Source organism: Burkholderia sp. 10_S31, assembly GCF_056930375.1.
The window spans coordinates 3009968-3031034 of record NZ_JBXOWK010000003.1; the positions used below are offsets into that span (position 1 = coordinate 3009968).

A 21067-nucleotide genomic window follows, 5' to 3' on the forward strand; every position below is an offset into this window, starting at 1 on the left:
TTCGTCTCACAGTTGCTTGTTTCCTTCGTCCGAAGGAGTCTGCGAGTATTCACGCGGCCATCCGGCCGCGTTTTTTTTGCCCGCACCGCACGGCACGCGGGTGATCGCGCATCACGCGCGATAACCGGGATCGATGCGATCGACGATCCGCTGCAACGCGTCGAACGCGTCCTGCCCCGCGCCGTGCTTCGGGTCGAAATTCAGCGAATCGCGCACGCAGCCCTCGAGCACGGGCGGCGCGATCGGCAATGCGTCGCCGATCGTGTGGGTCGCGACCTGTACCTCGCATGCGCGATTGAGCAGCCACATCAGCGAGAAGGTCTGCGCGAGCGTCGCGCCGATCGTCACGGGCCCGTGGTTGCGCAGCAGCAGCACGGGTCGCCCGCCGGCGCTCTCGACGATGCGCCGCCCTTCGTCGAGATGCACGGTGATGCCCTCGAAATCGTGATACGCGATCTTCCCGTATAGCTGCGCCGAATAGAAGTTCGAGAACGACAGTCCGTCGCGCGAGCAGCACACGGCCATCGTCGGCGTCGTATGCACGTGCATCACGCAGTGCGCGTCGGGCAGCGCCGCATGGATCGCGCTGTGGAACGTGAAGCCCGCCGGATTGATCGGCCAGTCGGAATGGCCGATCACGTTGCCGTCGATGTCGATCTTCACGAGGTTCGACGCGCAAACCTCGCGGTAATGGAGCCCGAACGGGTTGATCAGGAAATGGCCGTCCTCACCCGGTACGCGCAGCGAGATATGGTTGTAGATCAGCTCGGTCCAGCCGAGATGGTCGAAGATCCGGTAGGCGGCCGCGAGCTGCACGCGCGCCTGCCATTCGGCTTCGGAGAAACGGGCGGGACGCGTAAACGGCTGGTTCGGTACACGTTGCATGGGGCACTCCGGTTGCGGGCGAGCGCGACCGCGCGGGCGGCTGCGCATCGTCCATCGTCTCCTGGCGTCGCACGCGGCGCGCACGCGCATCCGGCGCGTACGGCGTGTGCAACTCGTGCGGCGCATCGTTCGGCACCGCCGCGACCCGCATTGCGCGAGCCGTCCGGCGACACCCTTCACGATACGAATATAGTTGCGCGCACAACCATATCACCTTTCTCCGCGCACCGGTATCGCGGGTTTGACCGGGGCCGTTCCGGCCCTTACAACTGGTCGTCGACCGGCAGCAGCATGAAGATGCCGGTCATCAGGTTGCGCATCAGCCCGGCATGCGGGTCGACGTGATAGGTGGTCGGCACGCCGTTGTCCGTGCCGGTCCACTGCAGCTCGGGCGTGCCGCCCGCCGGCGTCGCGAGGCTCACGCGATAGCTTTCGTCGGGCTGCGTCGCGCGCGCGAAGATCGCTGCCGCCTGCTGCGCGATCGTCGGACTGTGGATCACGAGCGCGAGCTCGGTGTTCAGGTGCGCGGAACGCGGATCGAGGTTCAGCGAGCCGATCACGAGGATCTTCCGGTCGATCACGTACGCCTTCGCATGCAGGCTCGCCCGTGAGCGCGAGCCGAACAGCCGCGGAGCCGGCTGCTCCGGCTGCGCCTTGAATTCGTACAGCTCGACGCCGTGCTGCAGCAGCGGCACGCGGTACGGCGCGTAGCCGGCCTGCACGGCAACCGCGTCGGTCGCGGCAAGCGAATTGGTCAGGATCGCCACGCGCACGCCGCGCGCGGTCGTGTCGCCGAGGATCTTCACACCCGCGTCGTGCGGCACGAAGTACGGCGAGAACGCGAGGAATTCCTGCTGTGCGCCGCGCGTCAGCTCGACGAGGCGCCGCATCGGCGGGCTCACGTACGCATCGGTCGGCCGCGCGACCTTGTCCGGCGCGTCGACCTTGAATTCGGCCGGCGCCCACACGAGCCCGAGTTCGTCGCGTGCGATCTGCCGCGCGAGCGGCGTCGCGTTCAGCGGCTTCGCGTTGTACGGGTCGGCGTTCTTGCGCCAGTGGTCGCGCAGTTCGTCGCGCATCGCGTCGAGATCCTTCGGATCGAACGTCTGATGATTCAGCACCCGCAGCGGATAGCTGCTCGCGCTCGCCCAGTAGTCGTCGAAGCTCTTCGAGACGTCGTTCGTCACAGGGCCGGCCGCGAGCACGTCGAGATCGCGGAACTGCAGCGTCGGGCTCGCGCTGAAGTATTCGTCGCCGAGGTTGCGGCCGCCGACGATCGCAAGCTGATTGTCCGCGATCATCGCCTTGTTGTGCATCCGGCGCGTGAAGCTGTCGATCCGCGTGAAGAAGTTGGCCGTACGCTCGACCATCCCGTACTGCGACGCGCCGAACGGGTTGAACACGCGGATCTCGATGTTCGGGTGCGTATTCAGCGCGGCCATTACGCGGTCGATATCATCGAAGTTCAGATCGTCGACCAGCATCCGCACGCGCACGCCGCGATCGGCCGCGTACAGCGCCGCGGCGAGCAGCAGCTTGCCGGTCGTGTCCTCGGTCGCGATGTAGTACTGCATGTCGAGCGTCTTCGTCGCCGCGCGCGCAAGCGCGATGCGCATCTGCAGCGCGGTCGCGCCGTCGGGCAGCAACCGGAAGCCCGACTGGCCCGGATGCGCGGCTTCAGGCGCGGCAAGCGCGTCGCGCAGCGGCGTCGCGGTATCGGCCGGCAACGCGTGCGAGACGGGACGATCGAGCGTGGTGGCAGGCGGATGCGTCGCGCAGGCGGCGACCAGCGACAGCAGCGCGCACACGGCGAACGCGCGGGCCGGGCGGCCGGCGGCGCGCCACGACAGCGCGACCGGCGCGCGCCGGATCAAGGACGTGAGCACGGCAAGCCTCCTCGTCAGACGGATCAATGGGTCGCAATCGCCGCGGCGCGCGGCTGACGGGCGGTTCCGGCCGATTCTAGTGGGCGCCCGATGAACCGGTCAAATCGCGCGGCCCGCGCATCCGGCGCAGCGCACGGCCACGCGCGCCGCCCGCGAAGCGCCGCTGGCCTGGCGGCCCGCGGTGGGCCGCCGCGCGGTCCTGCAGCGGCCATGGTCCAACCAATCTCACGATGCATCGCCGCTTTGCTCGAAGTGGCTGCGCACATAGTCGATATGGGTCTGCATCGCGGTACGCGCCTCCTCGGGCCGGTGCGCGCAGATCGCGTCGCAAACCACCCGGTGCTGCAGCAATAGCAACTCGGATGCCTGCTCGTCGTGCGTCGTCATCCCCGCGACATTGATCGTGATGTGCTCGCGCAGCATCCCGATCACGCTCGTGTGCAGGTGCAGGAACATCGTGTTGTGCGATGCGAGCGCGATCGCCTCGTGCAGCTTCGCATCGGTCGACGCCTCGACGGCCGCGTCGTCGTTCGCGTGCGCGGTTTCGAGTTCGCGCAGCAGCGCGCGGATCCGGCGCCGGTCGTTCGCGTCGGCGCGCAGCGCGGCGAAATACGCGGTCGCGCCTTCGAGCACGCGGCGGAATTCGAGGATGTCGTCGCGCAGCGCCGGATGGTCGGCGACGAGCTGACCCCAGGGTGACGCGATGCCCGCGCGCAACTGATCCGTCACGTACACGCCCGCGCCGCGCCGGCTCTGCAGCAGCCCGCGCGCGACGAGCCGCTGGGTCGCCTCGCGCACCGTATTGCGCGCGACGCCGTACTGCTGCGCGAGCACGCGCTCGGCCGGCAGCCGCGCGCCGGCCGGCCACGTGCCGTCGAGCAGCGCCGTCTCGATCTTGCGCATCACCACTTCGGTCCGGCCCCGTGCCGTCATCGCCGCCATCTTCGTGCCTCCATCCGGAATACCCGTCGCACCGATTGGCCCAACCAATTTGAGCTGCGGCGCCGTCGCGGGAATTATGCAGCGAAATCGTCGTCCCGCATGCGCATGCCGGGCCGTCGCACCTGGAGCGAGACATGAACGAAAGGCACTACCCCACCGCCGCCCCCGCACACGTCTATCTGTTCGCGACCTGCCTGGTCGACCTGTTCGTGCCCGAAGCCGGGCTCGATGCGGTCCGCCTGCTGGAACGCGAAGGCCTGACCGTCCACTATCCGCGCGGCCAGAGCTGCTGCGGACAGCCGGCCTACAGCAGCGGCAATCCCGACGAAGCACGCAACGTCGCGGCCGCGCAGCTCGACCTGTTCGCGCAGGCGTGGCCCGTGATCGTGCCGTCCGGCTCGTGCGCGGGCATGATCCGGCACCATTGGCCGGCCCTGTTCGCCGACGATCCCGTGCATGGCCCGAAAGCCCGCGCGATCGCGGAGCGCACCTACGAACTCGCCGAATTCCTCGTCCATGTGCTCGACGTGCGGCTCGACGGCATCACCGCGAACGCCGGCCCGGATGAGCGCGTAGTACTGCACACGTCGTGCGCGGCGCGCCGCGAGATGGGCACGCGCGTGCACGGCGTCGCACTGGTCGACGCACTGCCGGGCGTCACGCGCATCGAGCACGAACGCGAATCGGAATGCTGCGGCTTCGGCGGCACATTCTCGCTGAAGCACCCCGACATCTCCGGCGCGATGGTGCGCGACAAGGTCGCGTCTGCCTGTGCGACGGGCTGCGACCGGCTCGTATCGGCAGACTGCGGCTGCCTGCTCAACATCGGTCACGCGGCGACCAAGGCCGGCGCGGCGCTCCCCGTCGAGCATCTCGCGAGCTTCCTGTGGCGCCGCACGGCCGGTGCCGCGTCGCTGCGCGGAGACACGCAATGAGCGCGCGCGACGCAATCCTCGCACGCCTGCGCGCTGCCGCGCCCGGCGTCGCCACGAACGCCGCACCGGCGCTCGATGCACGCATCGACACGCATTACGCGGCGCGGCGTGCGCCGGCCGTCCCCGACCCGCTGGTGCTCGCGCGGACGATGCAGGCCGCGCTCGCCGCGTCGCACGCCGAAGTCTGGTGCGCCACCGCCGATGCGTGGCCCGCGCAGCTTGCCGCGCGCCTGGCCGACGCCGGCGTACGCCGGCTGCTGCTCGACCCGGCCCGCCCCGAAGCCGCGGCGCTCGCGCGTGCGCTGCCCGACGCGGTCGCGCAGGTGCCGTTCGATCGGCCGATCGACGCGTGGAAGGCCGAACTGTTCGACACGATCGACGCGGGCTTCACCGTCGCGCGCTCGGGCATCGCGGCAACCGGCACCATCGTGCTCGCGCCCGATGCCGGCACGCCGCGCACGGTGTCGCTGGTGCCGCCGCTGCACGTCGCGCTCGTTCATGCGAACACGCTGCACGCGGACCTTCACGCAGCCGTGCACGCGGAGCGCTGGCACGCCGGCATGCCGACCAACGTCGTGCTGGTATCGGGCCCGTCGAAGACATCCGACATCCAGCAGACCCTCGCGTACGGCGCCCACGGCCCGCGCAACCTCTGGGTCGTGATCGTCACCGAACCGACCGCAACCGCCTGGGACCAACCGCAATGAGCGACCAACCGCTGCAATTCGTCGCCCCCGGCGACTTCAAGGCACGCGCGCGCGCCGCGCTCGACGATCCCGCGCTGCGCCGGAGCTTTCGCGGCGCGATGGACTTCCTGCAGGGCAAGCGCGCGACCCAATTCCCCGACGACACCGAGCTGCAGCAGCTGCGCGATCTCGGCGAAGCCGTGCGGCAGCACGCGCTCGCGCAGCTGCCCACGCTGCTCGAGCGGCTGGAGGCGAAGCTCACCGCGGCCGGCGTGCACGTGCACTGGGCCGAGACGGCCGCCGACGCGAACGCGATCGTGCTCGGCATCGCGCAGGCGAACAAGGCGCGCCGCGTGATCAAGGGCAAGTCGATGGCGAGCGAGGAAATCGAGCTGAATCATTACCTCGCGGATCACGGCGTCGACTGCATCGAGTCCGACATGGGCGAGTTCATCGTGCAGCTCGCGGGCGAGAAGCCGTCGCACATCGTGATGCCGGCGATCCACAAGACGCGCGGCGACATCGCCGCACTCTTCGAGGAACACATCCCCGGCACGCGCTACACGGAGGACGTCGACGAGCTGATCCAGACCGGCCGGCGCGCGCTGCGCCGCGCGTTCGCGCAAGCCGACATCGGCCTGTCCGGCGTGAACTTCGCGGCGGCCGACACGGGCACGCTGTGGCTCGTCGAGAACGAGGGCAACGGCCGGCTGTCGACCACCGTACCCGACACGCATGTCGCGATCATGGGTATCGAGAAGGTCGTCGAGAAGCTCGAGCACATCGTGCCGCTGTCGAGCCTCCTGACGCGCTCGGCCACCGGCCAGGCGATCACGACCTACTTCAACCTGATCTCCGGCCCGCGGCGAGACGGCGAGCGCGACGGCCCGCGCGAACTGCATCTGGTGCTGCTCGACAACGGCCGCACGCAGGCCTATGCGGACGAACAGCTGCGCGCGACGCTGCAATGCATCCGCTGCGGCGCGTGCATGAACCACTGCCCTGTCTATACGCGCATCGGCGGCCACGCATACGGGACGACCTATCCCGGCCCGATCGGCAAGATCATCTCGCCGCACCTGCTCGGCCTCGACGCGACGGCCGACCTGCCGACCGCGTCGACGCTGTGCGGCGCATGCGGCGAGGTGTGCCCCGTCAGGATTCCGATCCCGCAACTGCTCGTGCGGCTGCGCACCGAGGCGAACCGCAAGCCCGACGAAGCCGTCGCGCATCCGCTGCGCGGCCAGGGCGCGAACTACAACCGCGCGGAAGACCTCGTATGGCGCTTCTGGTCGGGCGCGTTCGCCCACCCGCGCGCCTATCGCGCGTTCCGCTGGACCGCGACCCGGCTGCGCGCGCTCACACCGGCAAGGCAAATGGGCTGGACGCAGCACCGCACGCCGCTCGAACCGGCACCGCGCAGCCTGTCCGACCTGCTGCGCGCGCGCGGCCAGCCCGAATAGACCACCCCCGCTTTCAACCCGCACCGATAGAAATTCATGGAGGAGACAACCATGCAGGTTTGGCATCAGATCTACACGCCGCTCGGCAGCCTCGGGCTGTCGGCATTCGTCGCCGCAATTCCGATCATCTTCTTTTTCGTCGCGCTCGCCGCACTGCGGATGAAGGGGCACGTCGCCGCCGCGATCACGCTGCTGCTAGCGCTCGGCGTCGCGATCCTCGCGTACGGGATGCCCGTGCCGCAGGCGCTCGCGGCAGCCGGCTTCGGCTTCGCATATGGCCTGTGGCCGATCGCGTGGATCATCGTCGCGGCCGTGTTCCTGTACAAGATCGTCGTGAAAACCGGCCAGTTCGACATCATCCGCGCGTCCGTGTTGTCGATCACCGACGACCAGCGCCTGCAGATGCTGCTGATCGGCTTCTCGTTCGGCGCGTTCCTCGAAGGTGCCGCCGGCTTCGGCGCGCCCGTCGCGATCACGGCCGCGCTGCTCGTCGGCCTCGGCTTCAGGCCGCTGCACGCGGCAGGATTGTGTCTGATTGCAAACACCGCGCCGGTCGCATTCGGCGCGATGGGCATTCCGATCATCGTCGCCGGACAGGTGACGGGCATCGACGCGTTCCACATCGGCGCGATGGCCGGCCGCCAGTTGCCGCTGCTGTCGCTCGCGGTGCCGTTCTGGCTCGTATTCATGATGGACGGGCTGCGCGGCGTGCGGCAGACGTGGCCGGCCGCGCTCGTCGCGGGCGGCAGCTTCGCGATCACGCAGTACTTCACGTCGAACCATATCGGGCCCGAGCTGCCGGACATCACGTCGTCGCTCGTCAGCCTCGTGTCGCTTGCCGCGTTCCTGAAGGTCTGGCAGCCGAGCAGCGCGAAACAGGCGGCAGGCGGCCTTGTCGCGTCCGGCAGCGGCGCGGCGCTCGCGGGATTCGGCGCGGGTGGCAACGGGTCGGGTACGAGCCGCCAGGCGTCGCCGTACACGCTCGCGCAGACCGTGCGCGCGTGGTCGCCGTTCCTGATCCTGACGGCCGTCGTCACCGTGTGGAGCATCGCGCCGTTCAAGGCGCTGTTCGCCGCGCACGGCGCGCTCGCGTCGACCATCCTGAAGTTCCATGTGGCCGGCCTCGACCAGCTCGTCGTGAAGACCGCGCCGATCGCCGCGACGCCGAAGGCGCTCGAAGCGGTGCTGAAGATCGATCTCGTGTCGGCGGTGGGCAGCGCGATCCTCGTGACCGCGCTGATCTCGATGGCGCTGCTGCGGATGAAGCCGCGCGACGCGCTCGTCACGTTCGGCGAAACGCTGAAGGAACTCACGCGCCCGATCCTGTCGATCGGCCTCGTGCTCGCGTTCGCCTTCGTCGCGAACTATTCGGGGATGTCGTCGACGCTCGCGCTGATGCTGGCCGCGACCGGCGCCGCGTTCCCGTTCTTCTCGCCGTTCCTCGGCTGGCTCGGCGTGTTCCTGACCGGCTCGGACACGTCGTCGAACGCGCTGTTCTGTTCGCTGCAGCAAGCGACCGCGCACCAGCTCGGCGTGCCCGAGACGCTCGTGGTCGCCGCGAACACGACGGGCGGCGTGACCGCGAAGATGATCTCGCCGCAGTCGATCGCCGTGGCATGCGCGGCGACCGGCCTCGTCGGCAAGGAGTCCGAGCTGTTCCGCTTCACGGTGCGCCATAGCCTGCTGTTCGCGGTGATCGTCGGCCTGATCACGCTCGTGCAGGCCTACGTGCTGCCGGGGATGGTGCCGTAAGCGGCGCGGCCGTTTTCCGGTTCCCCGAAAAACGAAAACCCCACGCCCGAAAGAGCGTGGGGTTTCGTTCATCCCGGACGCCGGACGAAGCCGGCGCCTCGATCGGCGATCAGCTGCCCTTCGCGATGCGATCCTGGATGTGCTGCGCACGGCTCGCCGACGACGGGTGCGAGCTCATCATCGAGCTCTTGCCGCCATCGAGCTGCGCGAGTTTCTGGAACGCGGTGACGAGACCCTTCTGGTTCATGCTCTTCTGCTTCATCAGGTCGAACGAGTAGTCGTCGGCCGCGCTCTCCTGCGTCTGCGAGAACTGCGCATTGATGAACTTTTCGGTGATGTCGCCGAGCTGCGAGCTCGTCAGGGCCGCGACGCCCGGCGATGCCGCGCCGGCCGCGCTGCGCGCCGCGCTGACCGCGTAGGCGGTCTGCATCGCCTTCTTCGAGTGGCCCAGCGCGACGTGGCCCATTTCATGGCCGATCACGCCGCGCAGTTCGTCGTCGCTCATCATGTCCATCAGGCCGCTGTACACGCGCACGCAGCCGTTGCCCATCGCCCACGCGTTGACGTCCTTGGTCATGTAGACCTTGTAGTTGATCTTCTGGCCGTTCAGCGTCATGTCGCCGAAGCCCTTCATCACCTTCGTCAGGCGCTTCGCATACGCGCTGTTCGGCGCGGCGATCTTCGATTCGGCGTCGCTCGACTTGCACGAGTCGTTCGACAGTGCCGCGATGTCGCCGTCCGACAGCGTCGCCGCCTTGAACAGGTTGGTCCCCGCCGACGTCAGGCTGTTCGCGTCGAGACTCTGCACGCCGCCGCATGCGCTCAACAGGAACGCCATGCCACACGCTGCCGCCGCTTTCTTGATATGCATCCCGGATCCCTCGGTAGTTGTATTTGGGAGCGGCGATTTTGCATAATCCGGCAGAAAATTACCAGATGTTTACATCAAATGACATTTTCATTACCGACCGAACCGGAATGAACGGCGAGATTGTTCAGCGAATTGATGACAACCGGACGATCAATCGCCGTGACCGTGCGACCGGCTGAACGCCGAACGCGACCGGCGCGTCAGCCGCCGCGCGACCAGCATCGGCAACCGCACCACGAAGCCGGCGAAGAGCCGCAGGTGCATCCACGCGAGCAGCGCGTTGTCGCGGCCATAGTGGAAATGCGACACCCCGCCCTCGTGCGCGCCGAAGTAGCGCACCGGCGCTTCGATGCGGATCGGCCGCACGCCGGCCCAGCACAGCCGCACGGCCGCTTCCGGATCGAAGTCGAAGCCGCGCATCCACGGCTGCCGATGCATGATCGCGGCGAGCGGCGCGACCGGATACACGCGAAAACCGTACAGCGAATCGCCGATCCCGGCCCACAGCGTCTCGAGGTCGGCCCATCCGTTCGACAGCCGCCGGCCCTGCACGCGCAACTGCGGCGCGCTCGCGTCGAACTTCGGCAGGCCCAGCACCATCGCGTCCGGGCTCGCCTGCGACGCTGCCATGAATTCGGGAATCAGGTCGGCCGGATGCTGGCCGTCGGAATCCATCGTCAGCACGTGCGTGAAGCCATTCGCGGCCGCCGCGTCGAGGCCGGCCAGCACCGCGGCGCCCTTGCCGCGGTTCTCCGGCAGCACGATCACGCGCAGCCCCGGGTCGCGCTCGGCCATCGCCTGCAGCCGCTCGGCGCTGCCGTCGGTGCTGCCGTCGACGACGACCCATACCGGATTCCACTGCGCGCGCGCGTTGCGCACGGTCGTGTCGACCTTGGCGCCCGGGTTGTAGCTCGGAATCAGCACGAGATGGGTGGATGAGGCGTGCATCTTGGACATGGGAACGGCCGATTGCGAAGACGATGATCCTGACAAAAGTTTATGACCTGCGGGCGACCGCCGACAGGCTTCGTCGACACCGCCCGCATGCGGCGACGATTCGCGCAGCGACAGGCCCGCGCGCTTCACGACAGTTGCTCCAGCGGATGGCCGGCGCTCGCCTCGATCTCGACCAGCAGATCGTCGCGGCACACGTCCGCGTGGACGAACAGCGCCTGCACGCCGGAGCCGGCCGCCGCGCGCAGCGCGCGTTCGATCGCGGCGAGCGCCGCGGCATCGCCGGCGTCGCGCACGTAGACGCGATAGCTCAGGTCGGCTAGCGTGAACGGACCGTGCCCCTGCCGCGCGGCCTGCTCGAGGACCGCCGCCAGGTTCGCGATCGTCTCGCGCGTTTGTGCGACGACGTCGCCGCGATGCACGGTACGGTGCCCGACGATGCTGGCGGTACCCGACACGAACAGCAGCGGTGCCGCATCGCCGCCCGTCCATGCAGCCGCGCGCGCGAACGTCGGCGCACGCGGACCGTACTCGGCCGGGTAGTGATACGCACTGACCTGGCGCGGGTTCTCGACCGGATCGGCCGGCGTGCGGCTCGCGATGAAATGGATCGCGAGCGGCGCGGCCGGCGGCCTATCGCCCGCAGCCGGCTCGACCGAACCGAGCGCGCAGGCGGCCGGCACGCCGCCCGTCAGCGCGCGGCGGCACGCATCGAACGCGCGCTGCCGGCCGATATTGAACTGACGATAGCGCTCGATCCCGAACGCCTGCGCGTTGATCGCCGGTACGGTGTTCCAGATCCGCAGCGGATGCGGAAGCCCGAGCGTATCGAGCACGTCGAACAGCGCGCGGTAGGCCGCGTAGGTCGCCCGTTCGAGCGGCGTGCCGCCGTCGCGATCCACGTCGGCCGCTTCTTGCGTTTCCTGCACGACGATGCTGCCGAACACGAGCCCCGCCGCTTCGCTGTAGCGATACTGCAGCGCGCCGCGTCGCGCGCTGCGCAGGTCGTGCGCGCCGCACTGCCAGATTTCGCATACCGCACCGGCGCGTGCGTGGCCGCCGGCGTCGAGGAGTGCCATCGGCACCGGTGCGATCGGCAGGTCGGGCGCGGCCACGGCGAGCATGCGTGCCATCGCATCAGCCGGCGAGTCTGACGCGCCGATGCACACCGCACCCAGCGCGCCGGGAAACAGGTCGCCGAATGCGTCGCCTCGCTGCTGCGCATCGTGCAGCAGCGCAACGAGCCGCGCATGATCGATCCGGACGAGTCGCAGCGCACGGTTGCCGCCGTCTGCTGCGTGCGAGAGGCCCGCATGCGATGCGGCGGGCGCGGCGGCCATGTGTCCATGCGCGACCGCGGTCGTGGCGGACGACAGGGAACACGTTCGCCGTTCGGCGTCGACTGGATGCACTGACACTTCGATTTCCTCACTATGCGGCGCAGGCTCGCGGCACCGCGGCCGCGCGCCGCGTTGCGCGCCGTTGCTTCGGCTCAAGCCGACGCTGCGCGCGTCGTCATGCAAGCCCGCCGTTGACGGACAGCACCTGTCCCGTCACATACGCGGCCGCATCGGATACCAGATACGCGACCATCGCCGCGACTTCGTCGGGCCGGCCCGCGCGCTGCGCGGGCACGAGCTGCTTGATCCGTTCGGCCGGAAACGCGTGTTCGGCCATCGGCGATTCGATGATGCCGGGCGCGACCGCGTTCACCGTGATGCCGCGCGACGCGAGCTCCAGCGACAGCGACTTCGTCGCGCCGATCAGCCCCGCCTTCGCGGCAGCGTAATTGACCTGTCCGCGGTTGCCGGTCACGCCGGCGACCGACGCGATGTTGACGATCCGACCGCGTCGCGTGCGGATCATCGGCAGCAAGAGCGGCTGCGTGACGTTGAAAAAACCGTTGAGCGTCACGTCGATCACGCTCTGCCATTGCCGGCGCGACATGCCGGCCATCGGCGCGTCGTCGTGAATACCCGCGTTGTTGACGAGGATCTGCACCGGCGCGTCGTCGATGAACGGCGCGAGCGCGGCGAGCGTCGCATCGGCATCGGTCACGTCGAACGCGATCGCATGCGCGGTGCCGCCGGCCGCGACGATCTGCTGCGCGACAGCTTGCGCCTGCGCGAGACTCCGGTTCGCGTGCACCCAGACTTCGTGGCCGGCCTGCGCGAGCGTCGTGCAGATCGCCTGCCCGAGTGCGCCGCTGCCGCCCGTTACGAGCGCCCGCATCGAATGGCTCCGTTCATCGCGTTTCACCTCGATCGACGCGGCGGCGTATCGTCCAGCGACCGCCGCCGCATGCCGTAATCCTCCGCGTGCCGCGTCGCGCCCGTGCGCGCCGCCGTCACTTCGTGCGATGCGCGGCGACGTATTCGGCAAGCGCGCCGAGCGTCGCGAAGATCTTCTGGTTGTCCGGATTGTCCGAGCGCAGCTCGAAGCCATACTTCTTCGAGATCAGCAGCGCGATTTCCAGGATGTCGATGGAGTCGAGCCCGAAGCCCTCGCCGTACAGCGGGGTCCCGGCCGTCACCGTGTCGAGCGGGACGTCTTCGAGATTCAGTTCGCCGATGATCAGCGAGGCGAGCTCTTGTTCCAGTTCGTTCATCATGCTTGCGGGCAGGCGGCCCATGGCAGCGGGAGGCGCCCGGAAACGGCAACCGCGGTGCACGCCCGGCGCGTGCGAAACGCGCGCGAATCTCCGTCCCTCCGGCGTCTGCCGGCTTCCCCGCCTGCGTTATTGGGGATCATTTGTAAAAGTTACGCGGATTCTAGACGATGGGTATCGGCGCGTATACCGCGAATGGTTACAGACTGAAGGGCCCCGGCCGCGGCCGGTTTCGGGACCCGATCGCAGCAGACGCTTGAGCCGCTTCGGATGGAAATGGATCGCCGCCGCGAAAGCTTCAGTGCGCTGCCATACATTCGGTTACAAAACCCGGCTGCACCCACCTCGAACCGCCGCGCCGGGGCCCTAAAATGAGCGTGCACGACAGCCGGCCGGAACACGTGTCCCGGCCGCCATTCATCTGATGTTTGACAGCCCGACCAACGCGTCCGGCCCCCGATCCGCCCGATGTTTCCAGCAGCCATGCCGCGCCCGTTCGATTGCCTCGCCCCGGTTTGCCCGCCCGATCGCCGCCGTGCCGCGGCGGCCGGCGGCAACGCGCGCCCATGTCGCGCGCCCGGAGCGCCGCGATGAGCGCGCCGCTCGGCATCGCGCGCGGCGTCGGCGCGCTTGCCGCGGTGGCGGCGTACCAGATCGGCGCGCATTACGCGGCCGCGACGCCCGGCGCGCACGGCTTCGGCCTCGCGATGGCGCTCGTGCCACCGCTGCTGCTCGCGCTCGGCGCGGCGCTGCGCTCGCCGCGGCGTGCATGGCTCGTGCCGGCGTGGCTGCTGGCCGCCGTCGCGCTGTGGGCCGCGCGCATCCCGCTCGCGCGCCATTTCGAATGGGGCCTGTATCTGGAACATGCGAGCTTCAACCTCGCGATGGCGCTGCTGTTCGGCCGCACGCTCGCGGCCGGCCAGGTGCCGCTCTGCACGCGTTTCGCAACGATGATCCACGGCTCGATCACGCCGGCCGTCGCGCGCTACACGCGGCGCATCACGCTCGCGTGGACGCTGTTCTTCGTCGCGATCGCCGCCGTGTCGACGCTGATGTTCGCGACCGCGCCGATCGTCGCGTGGTCGACGTTCGCAAACTACCTGTCGCTGCCGCTCGTCGCCGTGATGTTCGCCGCCGAGCATGCGTACCGGCGCTTCGCGCTGCCGCACGATGCAAGCCCGCGGATGGTCGATGCGGTGCGCGCGTACCGCGCGTCGACGCAGCCGTCACGATGAATTCACAGCTGGCGCGGCGCCGCATCGCGGCCGCGCCGGCAACCGCTTCCCGCTTTAGCCGATTTATGCCGACTCACCCGCTGGTATTCCATTCCTCGCCGGACCAGACGATCGCCTGGCGCGACGGCACGCCCGTCACCGTGCGTGCGTTCGTCGCCGACGTCGCGCGCGTGGCCGCCGCGCTGCCCGCCGGCGGCCACGTGTTCAACGTGTGTCGCGACCGCTACCGCTTCGCGGTCAGCCTGTGCGCGGCACTCGTCGCCGGCAGGATCAGCCTGCTGCCGTCGACGCATACCCCGGAGATGGTGCGCCAGCTCGCGTCGTTCGCACCGGACGCGTTCTGCCTGCACGACGCGCCGGACTGCACGATCGACCTGCCGCGCTTCGCGTATCCGGACGCCGCCGCGGGCGACCTCCCCGACGACGCACCGTGCGTGGTGCCGCAGATCGACGCGGCGCGGATCATGGCGTACGTGTTCACGTCGGGCTCGACCGGCGCGCCGGTGCCGCACCGCAAGACCTGGGGCTTCCTGGTCGGCTGCGTGCGTGCGGCGGCCGACCGCCTCGGCCTGCTCGACGGCCGCGCGGCGACGCTGATCGGCACCGTGCCCGCGCAGCACATGTACGGCTTCGAATCGACGGTGCTGCTCGCGCTGATCGGCGGCCTCGCGTTCAGCAACCGCCAGCCGTTCTACCCGGTCGACATTCGCGACGAACTCGACGCGATCCCGCAGCCGCGCGTGCTCGTCACGTCGCCGATCCACCTGCGCGCACTGCTGTCGGCCGGCCACGCGCTGCCGCCGGCCGCGCTCGTGCTGTCGGCCACCGCGCCGCTGTCGGAAAAACTCGCGTGCGAAGCCGAGGCCGCGCTCGACGCGCCGCTCGTCGAGATCTACGGCAGCACCGAGACCGGCCAGATCGCGACGCGCCGCACGTCGCAGGGCGCGACGTGGCAGCTGTTTCCGGACATCCGGCTCGATGCACGCGATGCGCATGACGCGCCGGACCGCGACGCCGCGGGCGACGACGGCGGCCCGACCGTGTGGGCGTCGGGCGGACACGTCGAGACGCCCGTGCCGATGGGCGACGCGCTCGAGTTGCTCGGCGACGGCCGGTTCCTGCTGCACGGCCGCAAGGCGGACCTCGTCAACATCGCCGGCAAGCGCACGTCGCTCGCCTATCTGAATCATCAGCTGAACGCGATCGCCGGCGTCGTCGACGGCGTGTTCTTCATGCCGGACGAAGCCGCACCGGCCGACGCCGATGCGGCCCGCGAACCGGTCACGCGCCTCGTCGCGCTCGTGGTCGCACCGACGCTCGCCGCGGCCGATCTGCAGCGCGCGCTGCGCGAACGGATCGATCCCGCGTTCATGCCGCGTCCGCTCGTGTTCGTCGACGCACTGCCGCGCAACGAAACGGGCAAGCTGCCGCGTGACGTGCTCGCCGCGCTCGTCGCACGGCACACGCGCGTCGCCGCGGCCGACTTGCCCGATCGCGGCGAAACGGATGCGCCGCTCGCGTTCACGATTCCCGCCGATCACCCGGCGCTGCCCGGTCATTTCCCCGGTCATCCGATCGTGCCGGGTGTCGTGCTGCTCGATCACGCGATCGCCGCACTTGGCGCGTCGCTGAATCGCCCGCTCGATACCTGGCGCCTGGCTTCCGCGAAATTCCTGAGCCCGGTCGCGCCCGGCGAACCGCTCGATCTCGCGTTCGATGCGGCGGCCGGCGGTTCGATTCGCTTCACGCTGCGCGCCGGCGCACGCGAGGTCGCGACCGGCGTGCTGTCCGCGCCGCCGGCCGCACCGGACGGCGCGCAGCCATGAAGCGCACCGCGTGGGCCGAGCGCCAGGAACGCAGCAACGCGGCGTTGCTGCGTGCGATGACCTGGATCTCGCTGCGTTTCGGCCGGCGGCCGTCGCGCGTCGTGCTGCACGCCATCGCGATCTACTTCGTGCTGTTCTCGCCGGTCGCCTGCGCGGCGTCGCGCGACTACCTGCGCCGCGTGCTCGGCCGTCCCGCGCGCTGGCGCGACGTGTACCGGCACGTGTTCACGTTCGCGGCGACGATCCACGACCGCATCTACCTGATGAACGGCCGCTTCGACCTGTTCGACATCCGGCTGCACGGCGAAACGCGCGTCGACGACGCGCTCGCCGGCGGACGTGGCGCATTCCTGATGGGCGCACACCTCGGCAGCTTCGAAGTCGTGCGTGCGATCGGCCGCACGCGTCCGGACCTGCGCGTCGTCGTCACGATGTTCGAAGAGAACGCGCGCAAGATCAACGCGACGCTCGCCGCCGTGAATCCGGCCGCGAAGCCGGAAGTGATTCCGCTCGGGCAGGTCGACTCGATGCTGAAGGTGCGCGAGCGTCTCGACGCGAACTGCATGGTCGGGATGCTCGCCGACCGCACGCTGCTCGACGACGCGGCCGCGTCGCTGCGGCGGCTGCCGCTGCTCGGCACGCCGGCCGCGTTCCCGCTCGGGCCGCTGTACATGGCCGCGATGCTGCGGCGCCCGGTGCTGTTCATGACGGGCCTCTATCGCGACGGCAACCGCTACGATGTGCACTTCGAGACGCTCGCCGATTTCTCCGGCGTGAGTCGCGACACACGCGCGGCGGCCGTCGACGCGGCGCTCGCGCGCTACGTCGCGCTGCTCGAGCGGTACTGTCGCGCGGCACCGTACAACTGGTTCAACTATTTCGATTTCTGGCAGACCAGCGAGGCTGCCGCGCGCCGCGACGATGCGCGTGCGTGCACCGACCTGTCCGCCGCGAGGGATTCCGACGCATGACCGCCGTTCGCCGCTTTTTGCCGATGTTCTTGCCGATGCTCCCGCTGTCGTCCCCGCTCGCGCTGCGCCGCGCCGCGCGCATGTTCGCCGTCACGACCGCCGTCGCGCTCGCCCTGCCCGCGCAGGCGGCAGACACCGGTTCGGCGTGGACCCTCGACCGGCTGATGTCGACGCTCGCGCAGCACAAGTCCGGACGCGCGACGTTCACTGAAACGAAGACGCTGTCGATCGCCACGCAACCGGTCGAATCGTCGGGCGAGCTGGTGTTCGTCGCGCCCGACCATCTCGAGAAGCACACGCTGAACCCGAAGCCCGAACATCTCGTCGTCGACGGCGACATGCTCACGGTCGAGCGCAACAACCGCAAATACACGCTCGCGCTCGCCCGATATCCGGAGCTCGGCGCGTTCATCGACAGCATTCGCGCGACGCTCGCCGGCAACCGCTACGCGCTCGAGCAGGTCTACAAGGTCGCGCTCGCCGGTTGCGGCGACGACTGGACGCTGACGCTCACGCCGCTCGACTCGCGAATGCTGAAGGTCGTCAGCACGATCACGCTCGAAGGCTCGCGCGACGTGTTGCGCAGTGTCGCGATCCGGCAGGCCGACGGCGACCATTCGATGATGCGCCTGCAACCCGTCCCGGCGAACTGATGGACGAACGCACCCGGCCGCCCGCATCCGTCACGCAGCGCCTGCCCGCATTGCGGCAGCGCGCCGTGCTCGTGTGGCTGCTCGCGCTCGTCGCATGCGGGATCGCGATCGCCCGCGCGAATTTCATGGCCGACCTGTCCGCGTTCCTGCCGCGCGCGCCGAGCGCCGGGCAGCGCGTGCTCGTCGATCAACTGCGCGACGGCATCGTGTCGCGGCTGATCCTCGTCGCGATCGACGGCGGCGATGCGGCCACGCGTGCCGCGCTGTCGCGGCGCGTCGCCGGCACGCTGCGCGCCGACCGGCAATTCTCGGCGATCAACAACGGCGAGGCCGTGAACGACGCGCGCGACCAACAATTTGTGTTCGACCATCGCTACCTGCTGAGCCCGGCCGTCACGCCGCAGCGCTTCAGCGCGGACGGCCTGCACCAGGCGCTCGGCGACAGCCTCGACCTGCTGAGCTCGTCGGCGGGCCTCGTCGCGAAGGCGATGCTGCCGCGCGACCCGACCGGCGAAGTGGCCGCGCTCGTCGATCGGCTCGACAGCGGCGCGCAGCCCGCGATGCGCGACGGCGTGTGGGCGTCGCGCGACGGCACGCGCGCGGTGCTCGTCGTGCAGACGGCCGCTGCCGGCGCCGATACCGACGCGCAGGCCCGCGCGATCGACGCGGTGCGCCGCGCGTTCTCCGCCGCGGCGCAGACGCTGCCGAACCCGGCCGCGTACACGCTCGCGATGACGGGCCCCGGCGTGTTCTCGGTCGACACGCGCGACACGATCCGGCACGACGTCGAGCGGCTGTCGACGGCAAGCGTCGTGCTGATCATCGCACTGCTGCTGACGCTGTACCGCTCGCCGCGCACGCTCGCGCTGGGGCTGCTGCCGGTGCTGACCGGCATCGCGGCCGGGATCGCGGCGGTCAGCGTCGCGTTCGGCACGGTGCACGGGCTGACGCTCGGCTTCGGTACGACTCTGATCGGAGAAGCCGTCGACTATTCGATCTACCTGTTCGTGCAATCGGCGCAGGCCAGCTCGCGCGGCGCCACGCGGCCCGCCGACGCGACGCGCGCGTGGCTCGCCGCGTACTGGCCGACGATCCGGCTCGGCGTGCTGACGTCCGTGTGCGGTTTCGCGTCGATGCTGTTCTCCGGCTTTCCGGGCCTCGTGCAGCTCGGGTTGTATTCGATCGTCGGGCTGACGGCCGCCGCGCTCGTCACGCGCTTCGTGCTGCCGCACCTGCGCGGCGAGGACGTCGCGATTCGCGACGTGTCGCGCGTCGGCGCGGTGCTCGCGCGGGCGGCCGCTGCGGCGCCGCGGCTGCGCTGGCCGCTCGCCGTGCTCGTACTCGCCGCATGCGCGACGCTCGTGCTGCATCGCGACGGTCTGTGGAGCCGCGAGCTCGCCGCGCTCAGCCCCGTTCCCGCCCGCGCGCAGGCACTCGACGCGCGCCTTCGCGCCGATGTCGGCGCACCGGACGTGCGCTACCTCGTCGTGATTTCGGCGCCGACCGAACAGGCTGCGCTCGAGCGCGCCGAGCAGGTCGCCGCGCAATTGCAGCCGCTCGTCGATCGCGGTGCGCTCGCGGGCTTCGAAAGTCCCGCGCGCTACCTGCCGAGCGACGCCGCGCAGCGCGCGCGCCAGGCGAGCCTGCCGGATGCGGACGTGCTTGCCGCGCGCATGCGCGCGGCCGTCGCGAACCAGCCGATCTCGGTCAGGCCCGAGCTGTTCGCACCGTTCATCGCCGATGTCGAGGCCGCGCGCCACGCGCCGCTGCTCACGCGTGCGGACCTGCGCGGCACGTCGATGGCGCTCGCCGTCGACGCGCTGCTGACCGAGCGCGCGGGCCGCTGGAGCGCCATGCTGCCGCTGCGCGCGCCGGATGCCGCACGCAGCGCGTCGGCGGCAGCGCCTGCGCTCGACGCCGCACCGATCCGCGCGGCCGTCGCGCGCGCCGGCGTACCCGACGCGCTGTTCGTCGACATGAAGGCCGAGGCCGACCGCCTGTACGTGAACTACGTGCACGAGGACATCCGGCTGTCGCTAGCAGGTTTCGCGGCGATCGCCGTGCTGCTGCTGATCGCGCTGCGCTCGCCGCGCCGCGTCGTGCGCGCGCTCGCGCCGCTCATCGCGGCCGTGCTCGTGGTGACGGCCGGCTTCGCGCTCGCCGGCGTGCAGCTGACGATCCTGCACCTCGTCGGGATGCTGCTGATCGTCGCGGTCGGCTCGAACTACGCGCTGTTCTTCTGCAAGCGCGACGCCGCGCAACCGGTCACACCGTACACGCTCGTGTCGCTGCTGATCGCGAACCTCGCGACAGTCGCCGGCTTCGGCCTGCTCGCGTTGTCGCGCGTGCCGCTGCTCGAAACCTTCGGGCTGACGGTCGGCCCCGGCGCGATGCTCGCGCTCGCGTTCGCGGCGATCCTCGCGCCGCGCGCCGCGGCCGCGAGCCGCCCGCATCGTGATCCGACGGGAGGTCGCGCATGAACGCGCCATCGTCCGCCCCGCCACGGCAGCCCGGCGATCCGCGCCGCTGGAAGCCAACGCCGCTGATCGCGGGCACGGCCGCGCTGCACGCGCTCGCGCTCGCGGCCGTCGTCGCGCGGCCGGCCGCCTGGCCGTGGGCCGCCGGCGGCGTGGTCGCGTCGCATCTCGCGCTGACGGCCGCCGGCCTGTGGCCGCGCAGCGCGCTGCTCGGACCGAACTGGACGCGCCTGCCGACAGGTGCCGGCCGCCGGATCGCGCTGACGATCGACGATGGCCCGGACCCCGACGTCACGCCGCGCGTGCTCGACCTGCTCGATCGTTACGATGCGCGCGCCACGTTCTTCTGCATCGGCGATCTCGCGCGCCGCCACCCTCAGTGGATCGAAGCGATCGTCGCGCGCGGTCACGCGGTCGAGAATCACAGTCAGCGGCACCGGCATACGTTCTCGCTGTCGGGCCCCGCCGCGCTGCGGCGCGAAATCACGGCCGCGCAGCAGACGCTGACCGAGATCGCCGGCACGCGCCCGCGCTTCTTCCGCGCGCCGGCCGGCCTGCGCAATCCGTTTCTCGAGCCGGTGCTCTGCGAGCTCGGCCTGCAGCTCGCGAGCTGGACGCGCCGCGGCTTCGACACGCGCGCACACGATGCGGACACGGTCACGCGCCGCCTGCTGAACGGCCTGGCGCCGCGCGACATCCTGCTGGTGCACGACGGCCACGCGGCGCGCGATGCGCGCGGCGAACCGGTCGTGCTCGACGTGCTCCCGGCGCTGCTGCGCGCGGCCGCCGATGCGCAGTTGCAGTGGACCACACTGCGCGCCGCGCTCGCGCCGGAGCCACCCGCACCGCCCGGCCGGTCGGGCATGCCGGTCACCCCGTTTGATAAAATCTGACCATGCCCGACGCGCCCGCCAGCCCCGCTG

18 protein-coding genes are annotated in these 21067 nt (G+C 70.1%); 10 read left to right on the plus strand and 8 right to left on the minus strand.

Features of this window, described 5'->3' with window-relative positions:
* Positions 1–111: 111 nt before the first annotated feature.
* The 3 genes from AC1Z3W_RS34175 to AC1Z3W_RS34185 all read right to left on the minus strand — a co-directional run bounded on the left by AC1Z3W_RS34175 (position 112) and on the right by AC1Z3W_RS34185 (position 3713).
* A complete protein-coding gene (locus AC1Z3W_RS34175; RefSeq protein WP_483509396.1) occupies positions 112–885 on the minus strand; it encodes a class II aldolase/adducin family protein in 774 nt (257 codons plus the stop codon).
* A gap of 263 nt (positions 886–1148) precedes the next feature.
* A complete protein-coding gene (locus AC1Z3W_RS34180) occupies positions 1149–2771 on the minus strand; it encodes a phospholipase D family protein (protein WP_124833610.1) in 1623 nt (540 codons plus the stop codon).
* 225 nt (positions 2772–2996) lie between these two features.
* The gene (locus AC1Z3W_RS34185; RefSeq protein ID WP_057926562.1) at positions 2997–3713 is read right to left on the minus strand and encodes a FadR/GntR family transcriptional regulator; all 717 of its coding nucleotides are present in this window, start codon (positions 3711–3713) and stop codon (positions 2997–2999) included.
* Between the two features lie 134 nt (positions 3714–3847).
* Between AC1Z3W_RS34185 and AC1Z3W_RS34190 the strand changes: the two genes are divergently transcribed.
* From AC1Z3W_RS34190 to AC1Z3W_RS34205, 4 genes are read left to right on the plus strand one after another with little or no spacing between them, the layout of a single operon-like run.
* Positions 3848–4648, plus strand: coding sequence for a (Fe-S)-binding protein (locus tag AC1Z3W_RS34190; RefSeq protein WP_124833609.1), 801 nt, complete (start codon positions 3848–3850; stop codon positions 4646–4648).
* Positions 4645–5355 carry an LUD domain-containing protein gene (locus AC1Z3W_RS34195; RefSeq protein WP_057926560.1) on the plus strand — a complete coding sequence of 237 codons (711 nt, stop codon included), beginning with the start codon at positions 4645–4647 and terminating at the stop codon, positions 5353–5355. Before AC1Z3W_RS34190 ends, AC1Z3W_RS34195 begins: the two co-directional genes overlap by 4 nt.
* Positions 5352–6797 (plus strand): LutB/LldF family L-lactate oxidation iron-sulfur protein, encoded by a 1446-nt coding sequence (locus AC1Z3W_RS34200; protein ID WP_124833607.1) that lies wholly within the window; start codon positions 5352–5354, stop codon positions 6795–6797. Before AC1Z3W_RS34195 ends, AC1Z3W_RS34200 begins: the two co-directional genes overlap by 4 nt.
* Before the next feature lie 51 nt (positions 6798–6848).
* Entirely contained in the window at positions 6849–8549 is a 1701-nt protein-coding gene (locus AC1Z3W_RS34205) for a lactate permease LctP family transporter (protein ID WP_057926558.1), read from the plus strand.
* A gap of 109 nt (positions 8550–8658) precedes the next feature.
* Here the strand turns inward: AC1Z3W_RS34205 and loiP are convergent, their stop codons facing one another.
* From loiP to AC1Z3W_RS34230, 5 genes are all read right to left on the minus strand, one after another.
* The gene (gene loiP, locus AC1Z3W_RS34210; RefSeq protein ID WP_057926557.1) at positions 8659–9420 is read right to left on the minus strand and encodes a metalloprotease LoiP; all 762 of its coding nucleotides are present in this window, start codon (positions 9418–9420) and stop codon (positions 8659–8661) included.
* 150 nt (positions 9421–9570) lie between these two features.
* Positions 9571–10377, minus strand: coding sequence for a glycosyltransferase family 2 protein (locus AC1Z3W_RS34215; RefSeq protein WP_124833606.1), 807 nt, complete (start codon positions 10375–10377; stop codon positions 9571–9573).
* A 125-nt stretch (positions 10378–10502) separates the two neighbouring features.
* Complete coding sequence (locus AC1Z3W_RS34220) at positions 10503–11792, minus strand: chorismate transformation FkbO/Hyg5 family protein (protein WP_483509397.1); 1290 nt, start codon at positions 11790–11792, stop codon at positions 10503–10505.
* 97 nt (positions 11793–11889) lie between these two features.
* A complete protein-coding gene (gene fabG / locus AC1Z3W_RS34225; protein ID WP_124833604.1) occupies positions 11890–12606 on the minus strand; it encodes a 3-oxoacyl-ACP reductase FabG in 717 nt (238 codons plus the stop codon).
* A gap of 115 nt (positions 12607–12721) precedes the next feature.
* A complete protein-coding gene (locus tag AC1Z3W_RS34230) occupies positions 12722–13006 on the minus strand; it encodes a phosphopantetheine-binding protein (protein ID WP_124833603.1) in 285 nt (94 codons plus the stop codon).
* Positions 13007–13572: 566 nt separating this feature from the next.
* Between AC1Z3W_RS34230 and AC1Z3W_RS34235 the strand changes: the two genes are divergently transcribed.
* The 6 genes from AC1Z3W_RS34235 to AC1Z3W_RS34260 all read left to right on the plus strand — a co-directional run bounded on the left by AC1Z3W_RS34235 (position 13573) and on the right by AC1Z3W_RS34260 (position 21037).
* Positions 13573–14217 carry a COG4648 family protein gene (locus AC1Z3W_RS34235; protein ID WP_124833602.1) on the plus strand — a complete coding sequence of 215 codons (645 nt, stop codon included), beginning with the start codon at positions 13573–13575 and terminating at the stop codon, positions 14215–14217.
* Positions 14218–14282: 65 nt separating this feature from the next.
* Entirely contained in the window at positions 14283–16043 is a 1761-nt protein-coding gene (locus AC1Z3W_RS34240) for an AMP-binding protein (protein ID WP_175825002.1), read from the plus strand.
* A complete protein-coding gene (locus tag AC1Z3W_RS34245; RefSeq protein WP_483509398.1) occupies positions 16040–17014 on the plus strand; it encodes an LpxL/LpxP family acyltransferase in 975 nt (324 codons plus the stop codon). The genes AC1Z3W_RS34240 and AC1Z3W_RS34245 overlap by 4 nt, the downstream gene beginning before the upstream one ends.
* The gene (locus tag AC1Z3W_RS34250) at positions 17011–17667 is read left to right on the plus strand and encodes an outer membrane lipoprotein carrier protein LolA (RefSeq protein WP_483509399.1); all 657 of its coding nucleotides are present in this window, start codon (positions 17011–17013) and stop codon (positions 17665–17667) included. Before AC1Z3W_RS34245 ends, AC1Z3W_RS34250 begins: the two co-directional genes overlap by 4 nt.
* Entirely contained in the window at positions 17667–20147 is a 2481-nt protein-coding gene (locus tag AC1Z3W_RS34255) for an MMPL family transporter (RefSeq protein ID WP_124833598.1), read from the plus strand. The genes AC1Z3W_RS34250 and AC1Z3W_RS34255 overlap by 1 nt, the downstream gene beginning before the upstream one ends.
* Positions 20144–21037: a polysaccharide deacetylase family protein gene (locus tag AC1Z3W_RS34260; protein WP_057926550.1), complete on the plus strand. Its 894-nt coding sequence runs from the start codon at positions 20144–20146 to the stop codon at positions 21035–21037. The genes AC1Z3W_RS34255 and AC1Z3W_RS34260 overlap by 4 nt, the downstream gene beginning before the upstream one ends.
* The last annotated feature ends 30 nt before the right edge of the window (positions 21038–21067 follow it).